15 protein-coding genes are annotated in these 20,717 nt (G+C 40.4%); 12 read left to right on the forward strand and 3 right to left on the reverse strand.

Annotation, left to right across the window (positions count from 1 at the left end; translation table 11 throughout):
- Positions 1-10 precede the first annotated feature (10 nt).
- From OD355_RS03570 to OD355_RS03585, 4 genes are all read left to right on the forward strand, one after another.
- The gene (locus OD355_RS03570; RefSeq protein ID WP_263037078.1) at positions 11-1,693 is read left to right on the forward strand and encodes a SusD/RagB family nutrient-binding outer membrane lipoprotein; all 1,683 of its coding nucleotides are present in this window, start codon (positions 11-13) and stop codon (positions 1,691-1,693) included.
- Positions 1,694-1,714: 21 nt separating this feature from the next.
- Positions 1,715-2,566, forward strand: coding sequence for a DUF1735 domain-containing protein (locus OD355_RS03575; RefSeq protein WP_263037079.1), 852 nt, complete (start codon positions 1,715-1,717; stop codon positions 2,564-2,566).
- A gap of 602 nt (positions 2,567-3,168) precedes the next feature.
- Positions 3,169-6,348, forward strand: a complete 3,180-nt coding sequence (locus OD355_RS03580) for a SusC/RagA family TonB-linked outer membrane protein (protein WP_263037080.1) — start codon at positions 3,169-3,171, stop codon at positions 6,346-6,348.
- 16 nt (positions 6,349-6,364) lie between these two features.
- Positions 6,365-7,948 carry a SusD/RagB family nutrient-binding outer membrane lipoprotein gene (locus tag OD355_RS03585; RefSeq protein WP_263037081.1) on the forward strand — a complete coding sequence of 528 codons (1,584 nt, stop codon included), beginning with the start codon at positions 6,365-6,367 and terminating at the stop codon, positions 7,946-7,948.
- A 233-nt stretch (positions 7,949-8,181) separates the two neighbouring features.
- Here the strand turns inward: OD355_RS03585 and OD355_RS03590 are convergent, their stop codons facing one another.
- A complete protein-coding gene (locus OD355_RS03590; protein ID WP_263037082.1) occupies positions 8,182-9,375 on the reverse strand; it encodes a pyridoxal phosphate-dependent aminotransferase in 1,194 nt (397 codons plus the stop codon).
- A gap of 33 nt (positions 9,376-9,408) precedes the next feature.
- Positions 9,409-10,179, reverse strand: coding sequence for a DUF4397 domain-containing protein (locus OD355_RS03595; protein WP_263037083.1), 771 nt, complete (start codon positions 10,177-10,179; stop codon positions 9,409-9,411).
- 331 nt (positions 10,180-10,510) lie between these two features.
- On the opposite strand from OD355_RS03595, the gene pyrF reads away from it, so the two are divergent.
- Positions 10,511-11,320, forward strand: coding sequence for an orotidine-5'-phosphate decarboxylase (gene pyrF / locus OD355_RS03600; RefSeq protein WP_263037084.1), 810 nt, complete (start codon positions 10,511-10,513; stop codon positions 11,318-11,320).
- A gap of 174 nt (positions 11,321-11,494) precedes the next feature.
- Here the strand turns inward: pyrF and OD355_RS03605 are convergent, their stop codons facing one another.
- The gene (locus tag OD355_RS03605; RefSeq protein WP_263037085.1) at positions 11,495-12,010 is read right to left on the reverse strand and encodes a hypothetical protein; all 516 of its coding nucleotides are present in this window, start codon (positions 12,008-12,010) and stop codon (positions 11,495-11,497) included.
- 594 nt (positions 12,011-12,604) lie between these two features.
- On the opposite strand from OD355_RS03605, the gene map reads away from it, so the two are divergent.
- From map to OD355_RS03640, 7 genes are all read left to right on the forward strand, one after another.
- Positions 12,605-13,408, forward strand: a complete 804-nt coding sequence (map, locus tag OD355_RS03610) for a type I methionyl aminopeptidase (RefSeq protein ID WP_263037086.1) — start codon at positions 12,605-12,607, stop codon at positions 13,406-13,408.
- Between the two features lie 208 nt (positions 13,409-13,616).
- A complete protein-coding gene (locus OD355_RS03615; protein ID WP_263037087.1) occupies positions 13,617-14,744 on the forward strand; it encodes a Fic family protein in 1,128 nt (375 codons plus the stop codon).
- A 3-nt stretch (positions 14,745-14,747) separates the two neighbouring features.
- A complete protein-coding gene (locus OD355_RS03620; protein WP_263037088.1) occupies positions 14,748-15,974 on the forward strand; it encodes a BaiN/RdsA family NAD(P)/FAD-dependent oxidoreductase in 1,227 nt (408 codons plus the stop codon).
- Positions 15,975-16,065: 91 nt separating this feature from the next.
- Positions 16,066-17,361 carry a glutamate-1-semialdehyde 2,1-aminomutase gene (hemL, locus tag OD355_RS03625; RefSeq protein ID WP_263037089.1) on the forward strand — a complete coding sequence of 432 codons (1,296 nt, stop codon included), beginning with the start codon at positions 16,066-16,068 and terminating at the stop codon, positions 17,359-17,361.
- Positions 17,362-17,462: 101 nt separating this feature from the next.
- Complete coding sequence (locus OD355_RS03630) at positions 17,463-17,708, forward strand: hypothetical protein (RefSeq protein ID WP_263037090.1); 246 nt, start codon at positions 17,463-17,465, stop codon at positions 17,706-17,708.
- Between the two features lie 52 nt (positions 17,709-17,760).
- Positions 17,761-18,726 carry a PstS family phosphate ABC transporter substrate-binding protein gene (locus OD355_RS03635; protein ID WP_263037091.1) on the forward strand — a complete coding sequence of 322 codons (966 nt, stop codon included), beginning with the start codon at positions 17,761-17,763 and terminating at the stop codon, positions 18,724-18,726.
- A gap of 307 nt (positions 18,727-19,033) precedes the next feature.
- The gene (locus tag OD355_RS03640) at positions 19,034-20,692 is read left to right on the forward strand and encodes a tetratricopeptide repeat protein (protein WP_263037092.1); all 1,659 of its coding nucleotides are present in this window, start codon (positions 19,034-19,036) and stop codon (positions 20,690-20,692) included.
- The last annotated feature ends 25 nt before the right edge of the window (positions 20,693-20,717 follow it).

Here is a 20,717-nt window from a genome sequence, read left to right on the forward strand (position 1 = left end):
ACAAACAGATATGAAAAAAATAATTAATTTACTTATAATCAGCAGCTTTCTGTTATTTGGAGGCTGTAAAAAATTTCTGGATATAAATAAAAATCCAAATAACCCAACCGGCCCTATTGCTGAAGAGTACATTTTACCTAAGACTATCGTCGAATGGGCAGCATTTCAACCATATTCTTCTTCCCACGGGGAAGACCTGATGGGTTATACAGTGAATCCCGGAGGAGTGTCAGGTTGGGGTACATTAGTTAATTATAACTATTCACCGGGTAACTATAGAGATTTATGGAGCGTGCCTTATGACAATCTTGAGGATATTGAAGCAGTTATTAGAAAATCTTTAATAGACCCGAATTATGTTGTTTTAGGAGCTGCAGCAAAAGTACTTAAAGTGTTGCATTATCAACATTTAGTTGATACGTATAACAATGTTCCCTATACTGAAGCTAATCGTGGAGTGGGTAATCTCACCCCTGCCTACACCAACGGTGTTGAAATTTATAAAGCTATTGCTGATTCTATTGATGTTGCTATTTCAGAGTTTAATAAAGGAGGAGCAAACCCTTCAGCGCTACAGCTTACTACTTCATCAGATCCTTTATTTAAAGGCAACCTTACGCTTTGGAAAAAATTTGCAAATACAATAAAATTACGCCTTATCCTCAGGGCCGGTTCTAAAGTAAATTTTACTAATAAAACATTTTCTCCTGATGGTTTTCTAACCGAAGATGCTTTGGTGCAACCAGGATATTCAAATGTAACCGGCAAGTTAAATCCTACATGGAGGCGTACTTACGAGGTTTCTGGGGCTACGACTTCCGGCGCAAATTATGCATCGGCATTAAATCAGCGCGTACCTTCATTCTACACAGTTGGATTTTATGACGGAAACAAAATTTATGATAAATTCAGAGGTAGTCTCACCTATCGTGTTTATCCCTCTCCAGGTATAAATCAATTAGGTCACGATCCCGGTAGTAATGATGCCGCTAAAGTAAAAGCACCAAACGATTGGTATATCGCAACAGGAACAGTGAATGCTACTAACTATGCTTCAATAGGCATCTTTAAAGGACCTTCAGCCCCGCAGTCTATTATGCTTGCTGCAGAAAGTTATTTCTTGCAGGCAGAGGGCATAGTGCGCGGGATAATTACAGGCAATGCTAAAGAGGCTTTCAACAACGGAATTTTACAATCATTTCGTTACCTCAATAAGAATGAGGCAGGTAGTATATCTAATAAGTTTGTTAATGTAAAAACGGGCAAAATAGCTACAGCGGTAGGCGTGAAAGATACAATTGCAATTGATCCGCTGTTTGAATTCAACACCTATCTTACAGAAAATCAAGATAATTACCTTGTGAATTTCGACCTAGCCACAGATAATAACAAAAAAATTGAGGCAATTATTACTCAGAAATATATCGCCAATAATATGATCAATGGTATAGAATCATGGAACGAATATAGAAGAACAGGATATCCTGCTAATACCATTCCTTCAGTCGCTAATAAATATACCAGTTTTGTATCATTGCAATCATTGTCTACAGCGCCCGATAAGCTTCCAACACGTATTCAATACCCGCAGGAAGAGTTTATCTATAATTCTACGAATGTTAATGCACAAAAGGGTAGCGGTGCAAATGGTGGTATTAGCGTTTTTATAGACAAAATATTTTGGGCGAAATAGTAATTAAAAAAATAAATAAATATGAGAAGCTTATTTAAAATATTCATTCTATTAATCTGTAGTTTCAATATATCTTCATGTCTGAAGGATGATTCGCAGATTATAAAACCTGAAGAGGTAAAAAGTGTTGTTGAATTCGGAAATCCTTCATCTTTAGAGTCGGGCTTGAAAAATCCAATCAGATTTTATATTCAGTCTTTTGATATTGCTCCATTGGATACTATTATAATTCCAGTCAACTACGCTGGCCACAATAATGCGCCAAAAGATATCAAAGTAACAATAAAGGTTGATAATAATGTGATTGATTCATTTAATGTAGCAGAACATTATGATTTTTATCCATTGAACCCTGCAATATATCAAATGTCTGAAACTGTTACGATCAAGTCCGGAGAGCAAACTGGTTATTTACAAATTCCCGTTAAGATAGATCAGATTGATTTTACCCATGACTATGCTATTGGCTTAAAAATAACTGATGCGTCAGGAGAAATCATTAGTAAGAATTTTAGCAAGATGGTTATCAATGTTGGGCCTAAAAATAAATATGACGGTCGTTATACATATAGAACTTCGGCAAATACCTCGCTTGTGCCTAATGCGAATAAAACAGTAGAACTGCATACAGCAGGGCCAAATAGATTAAAACTTATTCCTGGTTTATTAGGAACGTATAGTAACGAGGTTTATTACAACATTGATCCGGCTACAAATCAAATAACGGTTGAATGTCCTTCTTTAGGAGTACAAACACCTCAAGATCTAAGAAGTAAATATGATCCTGCAACCAAAACCTTAAAAGTTTTCTGGAAGCAAGGAAATGGAGGAAGGACTTTTGAAGAAACATTTATTTATTTAGGGGCGAGATAATCTTAATTACATAAAACTGAATGCCTGACAATTACTATTGTCAGGTATTTTTTATGCTAATAGGCGTCATAGACGATGCTTTCACAAAGTATAATACCAGATCCATCTCCTGAATTTCACTATCAATGCCGGCAAACAAAGGAATTTAATGTATGGGCATCTATAGTAATCGTGTATGGGCCTTTTTTTTGCATTATAACTCAACATAGTGCATGAATTAATCAATCAAATTGTTAAACACAAAAAAAAGATAGAATTAAATTAAAATCCCAAGCAGTCAATTTGAGAATTATCTAAATTTTTTTAGATAAACTGCCATTTTATATATTTTTATTAAAAATGCGCATCTGTTTTAATATATTTATTTTAATAAATTATCTCAACTTAGAATTCGTATCACTCTATCTTACATAAGATAATGGCTCAATAAGCGTTTGTTAACTTACTCCGAAAAAAATATCTAAAAAGTTTGAACGTTAATTGTTAATTTATCTGCTATATTTGCCCTCTTAAATAAAAAAAAGCTGTTTAATTAGATAATAGATACAATTTGATGGTTTTTTTTAATGATTATTATTCATTTCACAAACAATTTTAGATTTATGAGTAAAATTTTTAAGGGGTTGATTGTGCTCCTTCTTGTTTTTACGGTAAGCGCCTCTATGGCACAGACTAAGGAAGTTACCGGAAAGGTTACTGATGTTGAAGGAGCTCCCGTAGCCGGAGCTACTGTAAGAGTTGTTGGCGGCAGGGCAGGAACTGCTACTGATGCCAACGGGGAATTTAAATTTAATGTATTAAATCAGATACAGGCTGTAACCGTTAGCGCTTTAGGTTATCAGGAGAAGACTGTTTCATTAACAGGCGGCTTCCTGAATATTAATCTGGTGAGAGGAGAAGCGGCTACAGAAGCTGGTAGTGAAGTAGTTGTTACGGCTTTAGGTGTTACAAGAGATAAGAAATCTTTAGGGTATGCCACTCAAACTATTAAGGGTAATGAACTAAATCAGGCGGCTAACACTTCTTTATCAGGAGCCATACAGGGTAAAACTGCAGGGGTTGAAATTAAGCCATCCAGCGGCATGCCCGGTGCTTCTAGTGTTATCACGATCAGGGGCGCACGTTCTTTTACAGGAAATAACTCACCCTTATATGTTATTGACGGTTTACCAGTATCTTCAACATCGGATATCAGTACGGGAAACAGCGTTACAGGTACAGATTATGCTAATAGAGGTATTGACATCAATCCTAATGATATAGAAAATATCGAAATATTAAAAGGTCAGGCAGCCTCTGCTCTCTACGGTCTCAGAGCTAGTAACGGGGTTATAGTGATAACTACAAAAAAGGGTGCAAGGGGTGCAGCCAGAATTACGTTTAATTCAAATGTTAGCTTTGACAAACTTTCAAGATTCCCAGACCTGCAGAAAACTTATGCACAGGGTAGTGCGGGAGAATACAATCCCAATGCATCTACCTCTTGGGGTCCTAAAATCACTGACTTGCCTAAGAGTAAAACCTATGGCGGTGAAACAGATAATGTTTATACACAGAAAGACGGTATGAAGCCAGGTATGTATTATGTGCCTCAGCTTGCTAATGCCGGATTAAATCCTTGGATTGCTCCCGGGGTCTATGATAATGTCAAAGATTTTTTTAATACAGGTCAAACCTTTAATAATTCTATCAATGTATCTCAAGGTAATGAAAAAAATATATACTCATTTTCTTTAGCCAGCACTAATCAAAAAGGGATTGTTCCGCATACAGGCATGGAAAGGTATAATGCTCGCTTAGCTGGTGAGAGTAAATTGTCTGAAAGGTTCAAGACTTCTTTTGCGGGAAATTTCGTTACTTCCAACATTGATAAAGCTCCAACTGCCAATGATGGTATTATGGCAACAGTTTTTCCTGCTCCACCCAGCTACAATTTAAAAGGTATACCTGATCATTATGCGGGCAATGACGATAGGCCTAATGGTTACCGTGGTGGTGCATTCGTAAATCCATATTGGGGTATGCGCAAAAACAGCTTTAATGAGAAGACGAATAGATTCTTTGGAAATAGCTCAGTGACGTATAACAACAATCTGGGAACAGACAACCTGGCTTTAGATGTGAAATATCAGTTAGGTACAGATGTATATACCACTAATTACCAGGATATCTGGAGCTTTGGATCTACAACTCGTGGCTCTAATAACAACGGCACCATAGAGGAATATAGCTTCACTAATAATATGCTCAATTCTCTTTTAACAGCAAATCTACGGTGGGATATAAACAATGACTTGAATCTTACAACCTTAATAGGTAATGAAATAGTAAACACTTCAACTATTTACAAATATGCATACGGATCAGACTTTGCATTTGCCGGTTGGAATCATATGGATAATACAGCTATTAAAGATGCTAGCTCAACCTATAAGCAGAACAGAACATTTGGAACTTTTATCAACCTCAATTTAGCCTATAAAAATATGCTTTACCTGACAGCAACAGGCAGGCAGGATATAGTTTCAAGCATGCCACGCAATAACAGAGTATTCTATTATCCTTCAGTAGGCGTAAGTTTTGTATTTACCGAATTAGAGTCACTTAAGGATAACAGCACTTTAAGTTACGGAAAAATCAGAGCATCATACGCGCAAGTTGGCCAAGCAGGCTCTTATTTGCCAAACTATTATACAATTCCTGCATATGGTGGCGGCTTTTATTCCGGTACTCCTATCATATACCCTATCGAAGGCATTAAAGGATATATTCCTAGCACAACCATATATGATGGTAATTTAAAACCCCAAAACACTAATTCAATAGAAACAGGTATTGATTTAGGCTTCTTGAGAGGTGTGATAGACTTTTCTTACACATTCTCTAGGCAGGATGTTACAGATCAGATATTTGCTGTACCTCTTGCAGGTTCTACAGGAGCATCTTCTTTTATGACAAATGGAGGGAAAGTACATACAAATGCACATGAAGCCACATTAAATTTCAATGCTATCCGTAAAACAGACATAGATTGGAATTTTGGATTTAATTTCAGTAAAATTGATAACTATGTAGATGAGCTGGCTGAAGATGTTGAGAGCATTTTTCTAGGTGGATTCGTTACACCTCAGGTAAGAGCTGGAATTGGCGATAAATTCCCAGTAATCTACGGTTCAACCTACAAAAGAGATAAAAATGGAAGAATTGTAGTAGGGGCTGACGGGTTACCAATGGCGGGAGCACCAGGAGTTATAGGACGTGTATCACCTGATTTTATTCTTGGTGCAAATACAAGCTTCAGGTATAAAGATCTTACTCTTTCTGCTGTGGCAGAATGGAAGAATGGGGGACAGATGTACAGCGGTTCAACCGGTTTGTTTGGACTCTATGGTGTTAGCAGGGAAAGTGGTGAAGCGAGAGACAGGAACGAAGTGATGTTCCCGGGAGCAGTAAAAGAAGATGGCACACCGAATGATATAAAAATTACAGGATATAAAAATATACAAGATTATTTTTCAGCTTTAAACAATATTGATGAAAGCAGTATTGTGGAATCATCTTTCTTTAAAATGAGGGAAATTGCCTTAAGATATAAAGCTGTTAAAAAGGCCAACTTTGGTTTAGAACTAAATGTTTTTGCAAGAAATCTTTTATTATGGACAAACTCACCATACCTTGATCCGGAATCAAGCCAAGGTAATACCAATATGGCAGGTGCGTTTGAAAGATTCACATTGCCGCAGACAAGCAGTTTTGGTATGGGAATAAACCTTCAATTTTAATTTAAACTATCTATAAATGAAACAACAATTTTTTAGCCTTAAATATTTAGTTGCTTTTGTGGCTGTTCTTTGCACAACGTTAGTATCTTGTTCAAAAGATGCTTTAGACGAAGTGAACAGGGACAGAAACAACGCATCAGACGTACAAGCAAAGTTTATATTAACTGATGCAATAACAGCTACTGCTTTTTCAGTGGTTGGAGGAGATATAGCTTTATATTCTTCTGTGTATGTAGAGCATGAAGCTGGAGTGCACAACCAGACATACAATGCAGAGATCAGATCCGGGGAGCCTACATTGGCTACCACAAATAACAATTCGTGGGAAGCAATATACGAGAATATAAAAAAACTTAAAATAGCTATTTCAAAAACTTCCGAAGGAGGTGCAGAAGCTGGGAATGATGTTACTAATGGAATAGCGAAAGTGCTATTGGCATACAACTTGGGTGTGTTGACAGATTTCTTTGGGGATGTTCCTTACTCTGAAACAGGAATTCTTACTCCAAACGGTTCTCCTATGTATCTACAGCCAAAGATTGAAAAGCAGTCGGAATTGTATCCGCAGATACAAACTCTTCTGGATGAAGCTATTACCAATCTTGCTAAAACTGATGCAGCGGGCTCGGGCCCTATAGGTGCACAGGATTTGATATATGGTGGAAGTAAAGATAAATGGATAAAAGCTGCATATGGACTCAAAGCGCGTTACCTTATGCATACCTTAAAGGTTTCAACTAATATGAACGCCGATCTAGTAAGCATATTGTCTTATATTCAAAAATCTTTTTCCGAGGTTGGTGAAGAAATGAAATTTAATAAGTATGATGGTACCAAAAATATAAATCCACTTTTTGGTTACTCTAATGCGCGTGATGGGTTGGGTGCCAGTAAGAGCCTGGCGGGTAAATTTATTGCATTAGAAGATCCACGTGGCAACCCTGCGTTTGGCAAATGGAATGCAAAATTAACGGCAGTAAATACGATTCCGTTGACTACAGCGTATGCACAAGCTGCACCTAATGGGGAACCAATACAGCAACAATATGTTTATCCCATTTCTTATGTAAACTATGCTAATAAAGCTGCGACAATGCTTCTAAGCTATCATGAATTATTGTTTCTGAAAGCTGAGGCTTTAACCAGGCTGAACAAGATTGCTGAAGCAAAAGAAGTTTTGAAAGAAGCATTGGTACCTGCTTTTGCTAATTTGCAGAAATCGATAGAAATCGCTGCTGATTATGTAGCTGACGTGGCTCCGTCAGTTGATCTTTCTAAAGAAGTAGCGCATAGATATTTTGATAACTCAGTTGCTGCACGCTTCAATGCGGCACCACTTAAGGAGGTAATGCTTCAAAAATACCTCGCATTCTACGGTGCTTCAGGAGAATCTACGGAGGCTTTTAATGACATAAGGAGAATGAAAGCACTCAAAGAAAATTTTGTAACTCTAGAAAATCCTTTGAATAGTAGTAAGTTTCCTTTAAGGCTGCCATATGGTAACTCCGATGTTACTGCTAATGTTGCAGTAAAACAGGCATACGGTGATGGCGCATATGTGTATACGGAAAATGTATGGTGGGCAGGAGGTGCCCGTTAAATCACTGCTTCAGTTTATAACACAGGCTTATTGGTAAACTTACATTAAAAATACCTAAGAGTGAATTTGAAGCCAATAAATCTTTGAATGAACAGACTGATCAGAATCCTTAATTAATATATTATGCCTGGCAAAAGTGGATGTCAGGCATAATATTTTTTTCGACCTCTTCAAATAAAAAAATACCTAACAGCATCAAACCTGTTAGGTATTTTTATTGCCCAAACCTCCGATTAACTCAGCTTAGCCAATGCTTCTTTTACTCTGGCCCACGCTCTTTCAATGTTTTCAATGCTGTTGGCAAAAGAGAAGCGTACGCAGTTGGGCTCGCCGAACGCTGCCCCCATCACCGAGGATACGTGCGCCGTATTTAAAATATACATGCACAGGTCGGCAGAGTCCTTTATCTCATTGCCATCAGGGGCTTTTTTACCGTAGTAAGCACTCAGGTCGGGGAAGATGTAGAAGGCGCCATCAGGCTCAGCACATTTCAGGCCGGGGATATTACTCACCAGTTCAAGCGTCCTTCTCTTCCTTTCTGTAAATTGTTTGCTCATTTCCATGGTAGGCGCTAAGTCTTCTGTAAGTCCGGCAACAGATGCTTTTTGAGCAATAGAGCAGGTGCCGCTGGTAAACTGGCCCTGAAGTTTTTCCATAGCTTTGGCTATTTCAGGCACAGAGGCAGTGTAGCCAATACGCCAGCCGGTCATGGCAAAGCCTTTACTCATGCCGTTTACAATAATCACCTGATCTTTTATTTCGCTAAACTGCGCAATGCTTTCGTGCCTGCCTACATAGTTGATGTATTCATATATTTCATCTGAAATAATAGCTATCTGTGGATGTCTTTTAAAAACTTCGGCCAGGCCCGCCAGTTCTTCTTTGCTGTATACAGACCCTGAAGGGTTGCAGGGAGAAGAAAACAAAAATGCTTTTGTTCTGGGAGTAATGGCGGCTTCGAGTTGCTCCGGTGTGATTTTAAATTTAGCTTCGGGCGTAGTTCGTATTTCTACTACTTTCCCGCGCGCTATCTTTACCAGTTCAGAATAGGTAACCCAATACGGTGTGGGAATAATTACTTCTTCGTCATCATCTACCAATGCCAGGATCACGTTGGCCAGGCTTTGTTTGGCGCCCGTAGAAACTACTATGTTTTCCGGTTTATAATCCAGTTGATTGTCGCGCTTCAGTTTGTTGCAGACCGCTTCGCGCAGGTCTAAAAAGCCCGGCACGGGAGTATAATGGCTCCAGTTGTCGTCAATAGCTTTTTTGGCGGCAGACTTTATATGCTCAGGAGTGTCAAAGTCTGGTTCTCCCAGGCTCAGGTCAATTACATCGTGCCCCTGCGCGCGTAGCTCGCGTCCTAATTTTGCCATCTTTAGCGTTTCAGGTTCAGCGAACCTGTCGAGTATGGACGATAGTTTCATTTTTTGTTGTTTTTGTTGATATGGATAAATGGTTTAGAATGTATTGTTCACGCTGTCTATATTCACCTTCCAGGCATGGATGCCCGTGCCGTTTTTAAAGCCTACCAGGTATAAAGTGTAATACTTGTTGGCGCTGAAATATTTTTTAGTTGTTTCATACTGGCGGCTGGAGTCGTTGCCATCAAAAAATCCGAATTTATAATTACCTTCTTCCAGCTTCTCAAAGCTTGCGTATTGTGTACGTACACTGATGTCGTTGAAAGACCTGCGGGTAAAGTTGTTCTGTATGGTGCTGTCAAATAAATTGCTTGTGCCGCGCTCCCTGTATGTTTTTAGAAACAGTTGAGTTGGTGTGGTGGCATCGCTGCTTTGCTTGGGAGAAAAATGCAGGAAGCGTATATAGAATGTATCTTTTATTTGCTGGCGTTTGGTGTCGTTGACCAAAGAAAGTTTAAATCCTTTAATGTTCCCGGCTGTACTTGCACTGTCAGGTATCACGTAAAAAGAATACCTGAGATCGCTCTGGATAAGCTGTTTTGCAAGAATAGATTTATTGCTTTTTGTATCCACAAGCGACATATTATAAAAACCGGGGAAAGCGTATCCATAAGGCGTTACACTATCGAAAGGAATATTTGCAGCCAGTGCTTCATCATTTCCCAACAGCGAATATGTCTGCTCAGGTACAGTATTTATCAATCGTAATCTGGCCGGCGCCGGTATGGAATTGTCTTCCGATACAAGGCAGCCGGTATTAGCCAGAGCAATACCAAACAGCACTATCATCACAATTCCGTATTTCATCGGTGAATATTTTTATTTACAACATTTATTTCCATGTAAATTTTATGCGCAATATCCATAGTTTTTCTTGCAAATACAAACATTCCGGTCCGTTGACCGGATATGAAATTGCGGGTAAATTTACAAGAACATCCCATAAAACGCTTTCAGTCAAAGATAAGCATAAACGAAACTTGCACGTATATTTTTAGTGCTAAAATCAAATAAATCCTGCAAAAAGTATGGGCTATTAGTTTTATTTTTGTGCAATCTGCCAAACATCCCGCCTTTGGAAAATTCAGACTGATAAATCTGATAATTGCCCGGGAGTTACTAAATATATAATCTAACTATGAGTATTAAATCCCTTATTGATCATATCAAACAAAAACAATCTTATCTCTGTGTAGGCCTGGATACTGATGATCAGAAAATACCATTGCATCTGCGTTCTCAAAAAGACGCGGTACTCGCATTCAATAAAGCTGTTATAGACGCTACCTTGGATCATTGCGTAAGCTACAAGATCAACACAGCTTTTTATGAGTCTATGGGGATCAGGGGCTGGGAGATCATGCAGGAAACTTTAGAGCACATTCCGGACACACATTTTGTGATTGCAGATGCCAAGCGTGGTGATATAGGAAACACTTCGGCACAATATGCCAAAACTTTCTTTGAAGCTTACGGCTTTGATGCTGTAACCGTGGCGCCTTACATGGGAGAAGACAGCATACGCCCATTTTTAGAGTATACAGATAAAGTGACCATTGTTCTAGGGCTGACTTCAAATAAAGGAGCAGAAGATTTTGAGCTGCAAAGGTTGCAGTCGGGAGAGTTTGTTTATGAGCGGGTTTTAAAAACTGTCTCCGGCTGGGGTACGCCCCAAAACCTGATGTTTGTGGCCGGCGCTACTCAGGCTAAAGAACTGGTAAATATCCGGCGTATAGTTCCTGATCATTTCTTGCTGGTACCCGGCGTTGGCGCGCAGGGCGGAAGTTTGCAGGAAGTGGCTGCCTATGGCAGCAATAAAGATATTGGTTTATTGGTAAATGCCAGCCGTGCTGTGATTTACGCTTCTCAGGCCGAAGATTTTTCGCAAGCCGCAGCTAAAGCTGCTCGCAGCTATCACGATGAAATGCGCGCACTGATGCGTAGCTAAGGGTGGGTATGGTGTGATGCTATGTTTTTATCATGTAAGGAAGTATCGTCCTTGCGATAGCAGGAACATTGCGGGGTGGTTAGCTGAGGGGTAAGAATATCTGCGGTTTAATATCTCCGTTTCGAAAAATTCATAGTGGATATGATTTCCGGCGCGCTAAATATTTTGAGTACTTCACCCAATGAATACGCAGAGCTCGGCCGCAAAAGCTGAAAGTGCAGGGTTGCTTTCACTAAGAACTATAGCAAAAGTGGTATTCCTTTTTGTTTTATTTGGGGCTTTGCCAGGCACTTTGTGGTAAGATTGACAACAATGCACACAAGGTTTTTCATAAGGAGTAGGTTTGCACAAGCGGAGGCTTGCGCCATGGGTGAGTGCTGATACCGTCACTGCGATACGCAGCGCAGCGAAGTAGAAGCAGTCTTTTAATTTTGGATTTTGTGAATAGTGTTTATGATGTATGTTTTCTGTTGCGTTTTCTTGCCGTGTAGGTTTTCCTGACATCGAAGAATCTTCTTTCTTTGCGTTTCTCTCTTTTGCAGCCTTAGCGTGAAAATGAAAATATTGTTCTTTTTGCCATTGCCGCAAAAAGAACCAAAAAGGTCTGTCCCGCGTGAAGGTGAGCTGCGCGCATAAGCTCTGGCCCGGAATCAATTTGCACTTCAGGGACAATTGATTCGCCGCAGACAATCAAAAAATAAAAACTTCTTTCGGGCGAATCAATCACCTTCCGTGCATTGCTTTCGCTCACTGACAGGCAGGCGTCAGTTCAGGCAGTCTTTTGTGAAACTTGCGTATTCTTTGTGACATTGTATTAAATTTAAAAACAATGCGCACAGGGTTTTTCATAAGGAGTAGGTTTGGCACAAGCGGACGCTTGCGCCATGGGTGAGATTGACAACAAAGCACATAAGCCAGCTTTGGCAGAAGCGGATGCTTGCGCCATGGGTCAACAATGCACACAAGGCAGGTTTGGCACAAGCGGATGCTTGCGCCATGGGTGAGTACTGATACCGTCGCTGCGATACGCAGCGCAGCGAAGTAAAAGCAGTCTTTTAATTTTGGATTTTGTGAATGGTGTTTATGATGTATGTTTTCTGTTGCGTTTCCTTGCCGTGTAGGTTTTCCTGACAAGGTTGGCGCCGCGTCCGGTTTTTTCACCTGACAATGTTCTATTCTTTGCGCGCTACGACTTTGAGAGATTTACAACTACTCCCGCTCCTCGAGGAGTGAGCAGGGTGAGGTGTTTGACGCAAAAAGACTTTAATAAATTATCTTTGCAGAATGATCCATTATAAGACCAATGAACAGGTTGCCATCATGCAGCAGAATGCTACCACCATCAGCAGGATACTTGCACATGTAGCATCTGTACTAAAGCCCGGCATGACCACCCTGCAAATAGATGAGCTGTGCAAAAAAATGATTTTAGATGAAGGCGGTACTCCCACTTTTTATAAGTACAACGGGTATCCGTACAATGTATGCGCCTCCGTAAACGATGTAGTTGTGCACGGCTTTCCAAACAATACAGCGTTAAAAGACGGCGATATTCTTTCGCTGGACCTGGGCATTACCAGGAACAATTATGTAGGCGAGCATGCTTACACATTTATCATTGGCGAAGTGCCGCCAGAAGTTTTACAACTGGTAAAAGTTACCAAAGAAAGCCTCTATAAAGGCATAGAAAAAGCCATTGTAGGCAACTACGTGGGCGATATTGCTTTTGCTATACAGGAGCATACCGAGCGCAGGCACGGTTACGGCGTAGTGCGTGAGTTGGTAGGCCACGGCCTTGGTAAAAATATGCATGAAGATCCGCATGTACCCAATTACGGTAAACGCGGCAGCGGTAAAAAACTAAAAGAAAATCTTACCATTGCTATAGAGCCAATGATCAACCTTGGGAAAAAAGACGTTTTTACCGATAAGGACGGCTGGACTGTAAAAACCAAAGACGGGTTGCCGTCAGCTCACTTCGAACACAATGTGTGTGTAAAAAAGGGGAAAGCGCTGATACTTTCAGATTTTTCCATCATTGAAGAACAGGAAAAGAAGAACCTCAACCTGAACACAAGCTATTTTTAATTATGTTGATTTTCAGGTTTGTTATTAACTCATAAAACACCTAATTGTTGAATTATAATATCCTTAAACTCAAAAATCATCTAAAACTTGAGTTTTTATGCTGACAAAACTCAAAAAAGACACAAAACTTGAGTTTTGAATTGTTGAAAACTCAAAAAAATACCTAAATTTGAGTTTTAAAGTAGTCGTAACTCAAATTTTTGTTTAAATGATAGATTTTGATCCCGGGAATTACCTAAGTCATGGTAGTTATAAGAGTTTTCAGCCATCTTTCATAAACAGGCAGTGGCTGTTATCTGATATGGAAATCCAAAAATTGTTGTCTCTTGCAGATCGGCATCTGGGCAGGTTGGATATGTATAGCGAATACATCCCCAATATTGATTTATTTATCTCAATGCACATTCGCAAAGAGGCAACGCAAAGTAGTAAGATAGAAGGTACGCAAACTAATATTGAGGATGTGCTTCTTAGTAAAGAAGAGATAGACCCGGAAAGAAGAGATGACTGGCAGGAAGTAAATAATTATATTGAGGCAATTAATGCAGCAATCGATAAAATAAAAGACCTCCCATTTTCGTCCAGGCTTATACGTAACACACATAAGATATTACTCACTGGTGTACGCGGATATCATAAGATGCCGGGAGAATTCAGAACAAGTCAAAACTGGATAGGAGGAGCTACCATTAATGATGCGGTTTTTGTGCCGCCTGTACATACAAGTATACAGGAGTTGATGAGTGACCTGGAGCATTTCGCCCATAACGATGAAATATTTTTACCTGAACTTTTGAAAATTGCATTAATTCATTACCAGTTTGAAACAATTCATCCTTTTCTGGATGGTAATGGCAGAATTGGCAGGCTCATTATTATACTTTACCTGTTACAGAAAAATATTTTAAAAAAACCCGTATTGTATTTATCAGATTTTTTTGAAAGAAACAGGTTGCTGTATTATGATAACCTGAATCGTGTAAGAACACATGGGGACTTAAAACAGTGGTTTAAATTTTTCCTGGTGGGAGTGATAGAAACGGCCAAGACAGGCATAGAGACATTCGATAACATCTTAAAACTAAAGCAGGATGCCGAGAATAAAATCCGTTTAAAAAGCAGGAGGGCAAAACACTTGCTGATGTTAATGCATCATCTGTATCAAACCCCATTAATCTCCGCAGCAAAAGCGATGGAAATAACAGGTGTATCGCAAAATACATCTTACCGGCTATTGGAAGAGTTGCAAATGTTAGACATCATTAATGAAGTCACAGGCACGAAAAAGAATAAAATGTATATGTACCAGGATTACATCGCTCTCTTTAAAAAATAATCTATGCAGCAGCTTGTTATCATCGGCGGAGGGGCAGCGGGCATTTTTTGCGCGGTAAATGCAGCACGCCTTGCGCCGCATTTGAAAGTGATGGTATTAGAGAAAAGCTCAAAGCTGTTGGCTAAGGTAAAAGTGAGTGGTGGCGGGCGCTGCAACGTTACCCACAATGAGTTTGACGTGAATGAACTGATTAAAAAATATCCGCGCGGTAAAAATTTCCTCAAAAAAGAATTGTTTCAATTTACACCCAAAGATACTGTTGAATGGTTTGAAAGCCGTGGCGTAAACATACACGCTGAAGCAGATGGCAGGATGTTTCCTGCAAGCAATTCATCGCAGACAATCATTGATTGTCTTTTAGCCGAAGCCAATAAGCATCACGTAGAAATACGCATGAATACAGGGGTTTCAGCCATTGAAAAAGAAAGCGGGCGGTTCCTGTTGCATACCCATGCAGGTGTGTTAAAGGCAGATTATGTAGTAATTGCCTGTGGCGGTTTTCCCAAAGCCGAACAGTTTGACTGGATCAGGAACTTGCAGCATACCATTGAACCGCCGGCGCCAAGTTTATTTACATTCAATGCTGTTGACAATGAAATAAAAAAGTTAATGGGCGTAAGCGCCACAAATGTGGAAGTAAAAATTGCCGGGACAAAGTTAAAAGAAAAAGGCCCGGTGCTGATCACACACTGGGGCTTCAGCGGCCCGGCTGTCTTAAGGTTATCTGCCTGGGGCGCCAGGGCGCTCGCTGAAAAAGCATATTCTTTTTCCATACAAATCAACTGGAGCGGCAAATACAACGAAAATACATTGCGGGAAGAATGGAATGATTTCAGGAACAGATATGCTGTACAAAAGACAGGCAACAAAAATCCGTTTGAACTGCCGCAGCGCCTGTGGCACTATTTATTGCAAAGAGCTGCCATCAATCCGGCTACAGTGTGGAATGCACTCTCTTCTACTCAACAAAACAAGCTGATACAAATGCTCACCAGCGATACGTATGCTATAAAAGGAAAAACTACTTTTAAAGAAGAGTTTGTAACCTGCGGCGGCATTGCGTTGCAGGAGATCAGTCCGCAAACTATGGAAAGCAGGCTGCATAATCATTTATTCTTGGCAGGAGAGATCATGGACGTGGACGGCATTACCGGCGGCTTTAATTTTCAGCATGCCTGGGCAAGCGGCATCATTGCAGCAAGAAACATCGCTGAACGCTGCACCGCATAAAACCACAGCCTAACCATAAGGTTGTTTCTGTTGAGGCTGTCAAAAGCCCCGGAATCCTTACATTTGCATACATAAAAAAATATCTGCGATCATGTACGAGTATACTTCAAGCAAATCATTATTTGAAAGAGCGCAACAGAGCATTCCCGGTGGTGTAAATTCGCCGGTCCGCGCCTTTAAAAGTGTAGGCGGCACGCCTTTATTTATTGAAAAAGCTGAGGGTGCATACCTTTACGATGCAGACGGCAACCGGTATGTAGATTACATAGCTTCCTGGGGGCCTATGATACTCGGCCATGCTTACAGGCCGGTAATTGAGGCAATCAAAAAACAGGCAGAAAAGTCTACCTCTTTTGGTGCGCCAACAGCGCTGGAAGTAGAAATGGCAGAGCTCATCAGGTCCATGACACCGAATATAGACCAGGTGAGGATGGTAAACAGCGGCACGGAGGCCTGCATGTCTGCTATCCGTCTGGCCAGAGGCTATACCGGCAAAAATAAATTCATCAAGTTTGAAGGGTGCTACCACGGCCATGCAGATATGTTCCTGGTAAAGGCAGGCAGCGGCGTGGCAACTTTTGGCATTCAGGAAGTGCCGGGCGTAACCAAAGGCGCATCCCAGGATACGTTGGTAGCGCCCTACAATGACCTGGAAGCGGTGAAGCAGCTGGTAGCAGACCACAAAAATGAAATTGCTGCCATCATCATAGAGCCTGTTGCAGGAAACATGGGCTGTGTATTGCCTGAAAAAGGTTTCCTGGAAGGTTTGCGTAAAGTCTGTACGCAGGAAAATATGGTGCTGATACTGGATGAAGTAATGACGGGCTTCCGGCTCGCAAAAGGCGGTGCACAGGAAAAACTGAAAATTGATGCCGACCTGGTGACCTACGGAAAGGTTATCGGCGCAGGCTTGCCCGTTGGCGCATTTGCCGGCAGGCGTGAGATTATGCAGCATATTTCTCCTGTGGGCAATGTATACCAGGCAGGTACATTGAGCGGCAATCCGCTCGCCATGAGCGCAGGCATGGCCTTGCTGAAGGAGCTCAATGCGCATCCGGAACATTACTCAGAACTGGAGGCAAAAACAACCTATTTGCGTACCGGCCTGGAAAAAGTTTTGGCCGGAATGGGCATTGACCATAAGATCAACCATTTAGGGAGTATGATCACGGTGTTTTTCTCAAAAGCGCCGGTTACTGACTTTGCTTCTGCCGCCGCTGCCTGCGGTGAAACCTTTAAGAAGTTTTTCCACGGCTTGTTGAAGCGGGGCGTGTACCTGCCCCCATCGGCATTTGAAAGCTGGTTCCTGAACAATGCGCTCACCTACGATGACCTGGATTTTACAATAAACGCTGCTGCGGAAACCTGCAGGGAAATCTTAAATTAACGATTAAATAAGAAGAATTGATGTGGAAAACAATAAGTTTTTTGATCTTAATACTGAAATATTGAATTTTTATTTATCTTACACCTCTTTAATTTTTTAGGATGGACAATCGTGATCTAAGGGAAAGGAATAGGAAGAGTTATATAAAAATGCGGCAGGTAAAGGATTTTACCATGTCTGTCATTATCTTGCTGATAGGCTTGCTGATGTTTTTTGGTAATAAGATCAATGCATTGAAACCTATTATGGAGAATAAAGACCCATTGCTACTTAATATATTCGGCGGATTGTGCTTGTTGTACGGCGGTTTCAGGCTGTACCGCACCATTACTCAAAAAGATTATTAAGAAATCATCCATTGTTAAATAAAATTTAATTAGTAGTCAAATTATTGAAAAAGTGTCTAAGAAATCGTTGACAAACATATTAATACTTAATTTTATCACCTTGTTCTTTATTTTGTCGGGTTGCAACAATGGAAATGATGATCGCGGAGAAGATATATATGATTCACCTAAAAAGGGCACAATTTACATAAGTGTGGACGAATCTTTTAAACCCGTGATTGATGAGCAGATAAAAGTGTACAGGGCTGATTTCCCTGAAGCAAATATTATAGCATCATACAAGTCTGAAGCTGACTGTTTCAGAGACCTTCAGAACGATAGTACCAGGATGATCATTGTAGCAAGGAAGTTGAAGAAGGAAGAGTTTGAAATTTTTAAACATAACCTGGATTTTTATCCCAAAAATTTCAGGCTTGCGTGGGATGCTATCAGTGTGATCGTAAATGCCGCGTCTTCCGATACGGTATTTTCCTTAAAAAGATTACGTGAGTTGGTGACTGCTCAATCAACCGGTAAAACACTTGTTGTAGACGGTTTGAACGCAACGAGTACAGTTCTTTATTTACAGGATTCTATTGCAATGGGCAGGCCGCTCGGACCGAATGTAAAAGGCGTGCAGGGAAGCAAGGCTGTGATAGAGTATGTGGCTAACAATATTAATGCAATTGGCTTTGTAGGTTCAAGCTGGGTAGGCAACGAATATGATCCGGAACAGGTAGCTTATTTTGGTAAAGTAAAAGCTGCGCTGATAGAAGTAAAAAATGATTCACTGCAACGCTATGCAAAACCTTCACAAGCCACCATTTCAAATGACCAGTATGCTTTTGTAAGGCCTATCTGGGGTATTGTGAAAGAACATACCAATACAACACAGCTGGGTATGGGCTTTATGGGTTTTATGCGCGGCGAGCGTGGGCAGTTGATTTTCAGAAGGGCTAACCTGGTGCCTGCTGAAATGTATTTCGGTCTAAGGCATGTAATTGTGGGCGAGCGGGAAGACTCCTCCAAAGTAAAATAGAGTGATAGAACATTAAACATAAAAAAAGAAAAAACATCAAATAAAACCATATGACAGCAGCGTTTGAATAGCAAAGTTGTCAGATGTTTAGATAGGTAAGAAACAATTAAAAAAAAGAATACACATGACATGAAGCCATAATCCAGCTTAAAAATTAAAGCTGTATCGGGCGAAATTCCATGTGGCAAACAGAAACAATTAAAAAAAGAATACACATGACATGAAGCCATAATCCAGCTTAAAAATTAAAGCTGTATCGGGCGAAATTCCATGTGGCAAACAGAAACAATTAAAAAAAAGAATACACATGAAAAAAATCCTTTTTAGTTTTTTGGCATTGGCTATGAGCTTTTCTATAGCAGTTGCCCAATCAATCGATGAAGGTATCCAGGCTGTATATTATTCTAAATTCAATACAGCTAAAAATATTTTTCAACAGATTGTAAATAAAGAGCCGGGTAACACCCAGGCTATCTACTGGTTAGGCCAGACAATGATCCAGAACCTGGCAATGCCCGACGGGCCTCAACAGGCAAGAGCTTTGTATGAGAAAGCATTGGCAGCAAACCCAAGCGATCCTTGGTTGCTGGTAGGTATGGGTAATACAGACTATTTAGTAACAAAAGATAAGAATGCTGCCAAACAAAGATTTGAGCAGGCTATCAAAATTATAAGTGACAAGTCTAAGAAAAGAGACAAAGGCAAAAACCTGGCAGAAATATATACAGCCATAGGCCGCGCAAGCTCTCACGGTGATGGCGACCAGGGTGATCCTGCATATGTAATTCCTTTGCTGGAGCAGGCAATGCAGTTGGATGACAGCAACCCCTACTCCGGTATCTATCTCGGTATGAACTACCTGAAACAAGGTGGTGAAAACGGCGGTAAGGCTTACCAGGCTTATAATACAGCATTTACAAGAAATCCTGGCTTCGCATTGGCCCCCTACAGGATCGGTGTAATGTACCAGAGCCAGGCTAACTACCAGGCCATGAATGAGTGGTACCAAAAAGCTATTTCCGCAGATCCTAACTTCGCTGCACCTTACCTCACCTACTTTGAATATTTCAGGGAAAATGATGTAAACAAAGCGAAAGAATTTTTGGATCAGTTTGTTAGAGTGGCTGAACAAAGCTGCGATACCAAATATTTCCAGGCAGATTTTTCTTACGTATCCGGTAAATACCAGGAAGCAATCAATCAGGCGCAGCAAATGCTAAACTCTGAGTGCCGCTCATACCCCGACGTAAATATGTTGCTGGCTAAGAGCTACCACAGACTGGGACAAAGCGATAAAGCTGCTGCTGCTGTAGACGCATACTTTAAAGTAGCTCCTGCATCAAGCATCCACGGACAGGATTATGCAAGCGCCGGGTATATTTTAAAGGAAGATTCTACCAAAGCGATGCGTGCTGTTGAATACCTGAAAAAAGCTTACGAGATGGACACAGCAGTTTATCTCAGGGAAAGATATATTGACTCTATCTCTGTAGCTTATGATAAAGCGAACAAGCCTGCTGAAAAATTCCAATGGTTAAAGGGAATCTATGCCGGTAAGAAAATCTCTGATAAAGGCATGGTATCTTACGCAGATGCAGCTTTCAAAGCAGGGCAGTACAAGCTTTCAGACAGCTTATACACTATACTGAAAAGCAAATATCCCGAAGATATGTTCGCTTATTACTATCTTCAGCAAAGCGCACTGGCACAGGATTCTACCAAAGAATTAGCATTGCCTCATATTAAAAACTTCATTGCTTATCTTGAGCCCAGGATCAATGAAGCATCCAACAAGCAGACGCTGATCTATGAGTACTACCTGTTAGGAGATTACTATGCTAATACGAAAAAAGACTATGCAAACGCAAGAGATTACTTTGCAAAAATCGTAGCTTTGGATCCTGAAAATGCAGGCGCCAAACAGGCTGTAGAGCAGTTAAATAACATGCTTAAAGGCAAAAAATAGTATTTAAGTTTTTATCTTTAATGCC

Origin of the sequence: Haoranjiania flava, from assembly GCF_025631005.1 — a bacterium.
Taxonomy (GTDB): Bacteria; Bacteroidota; Bacteroidia; order Chitinophagales; family Chitinophagaceae; genus Haoranjiania; species Haoranjiania flava.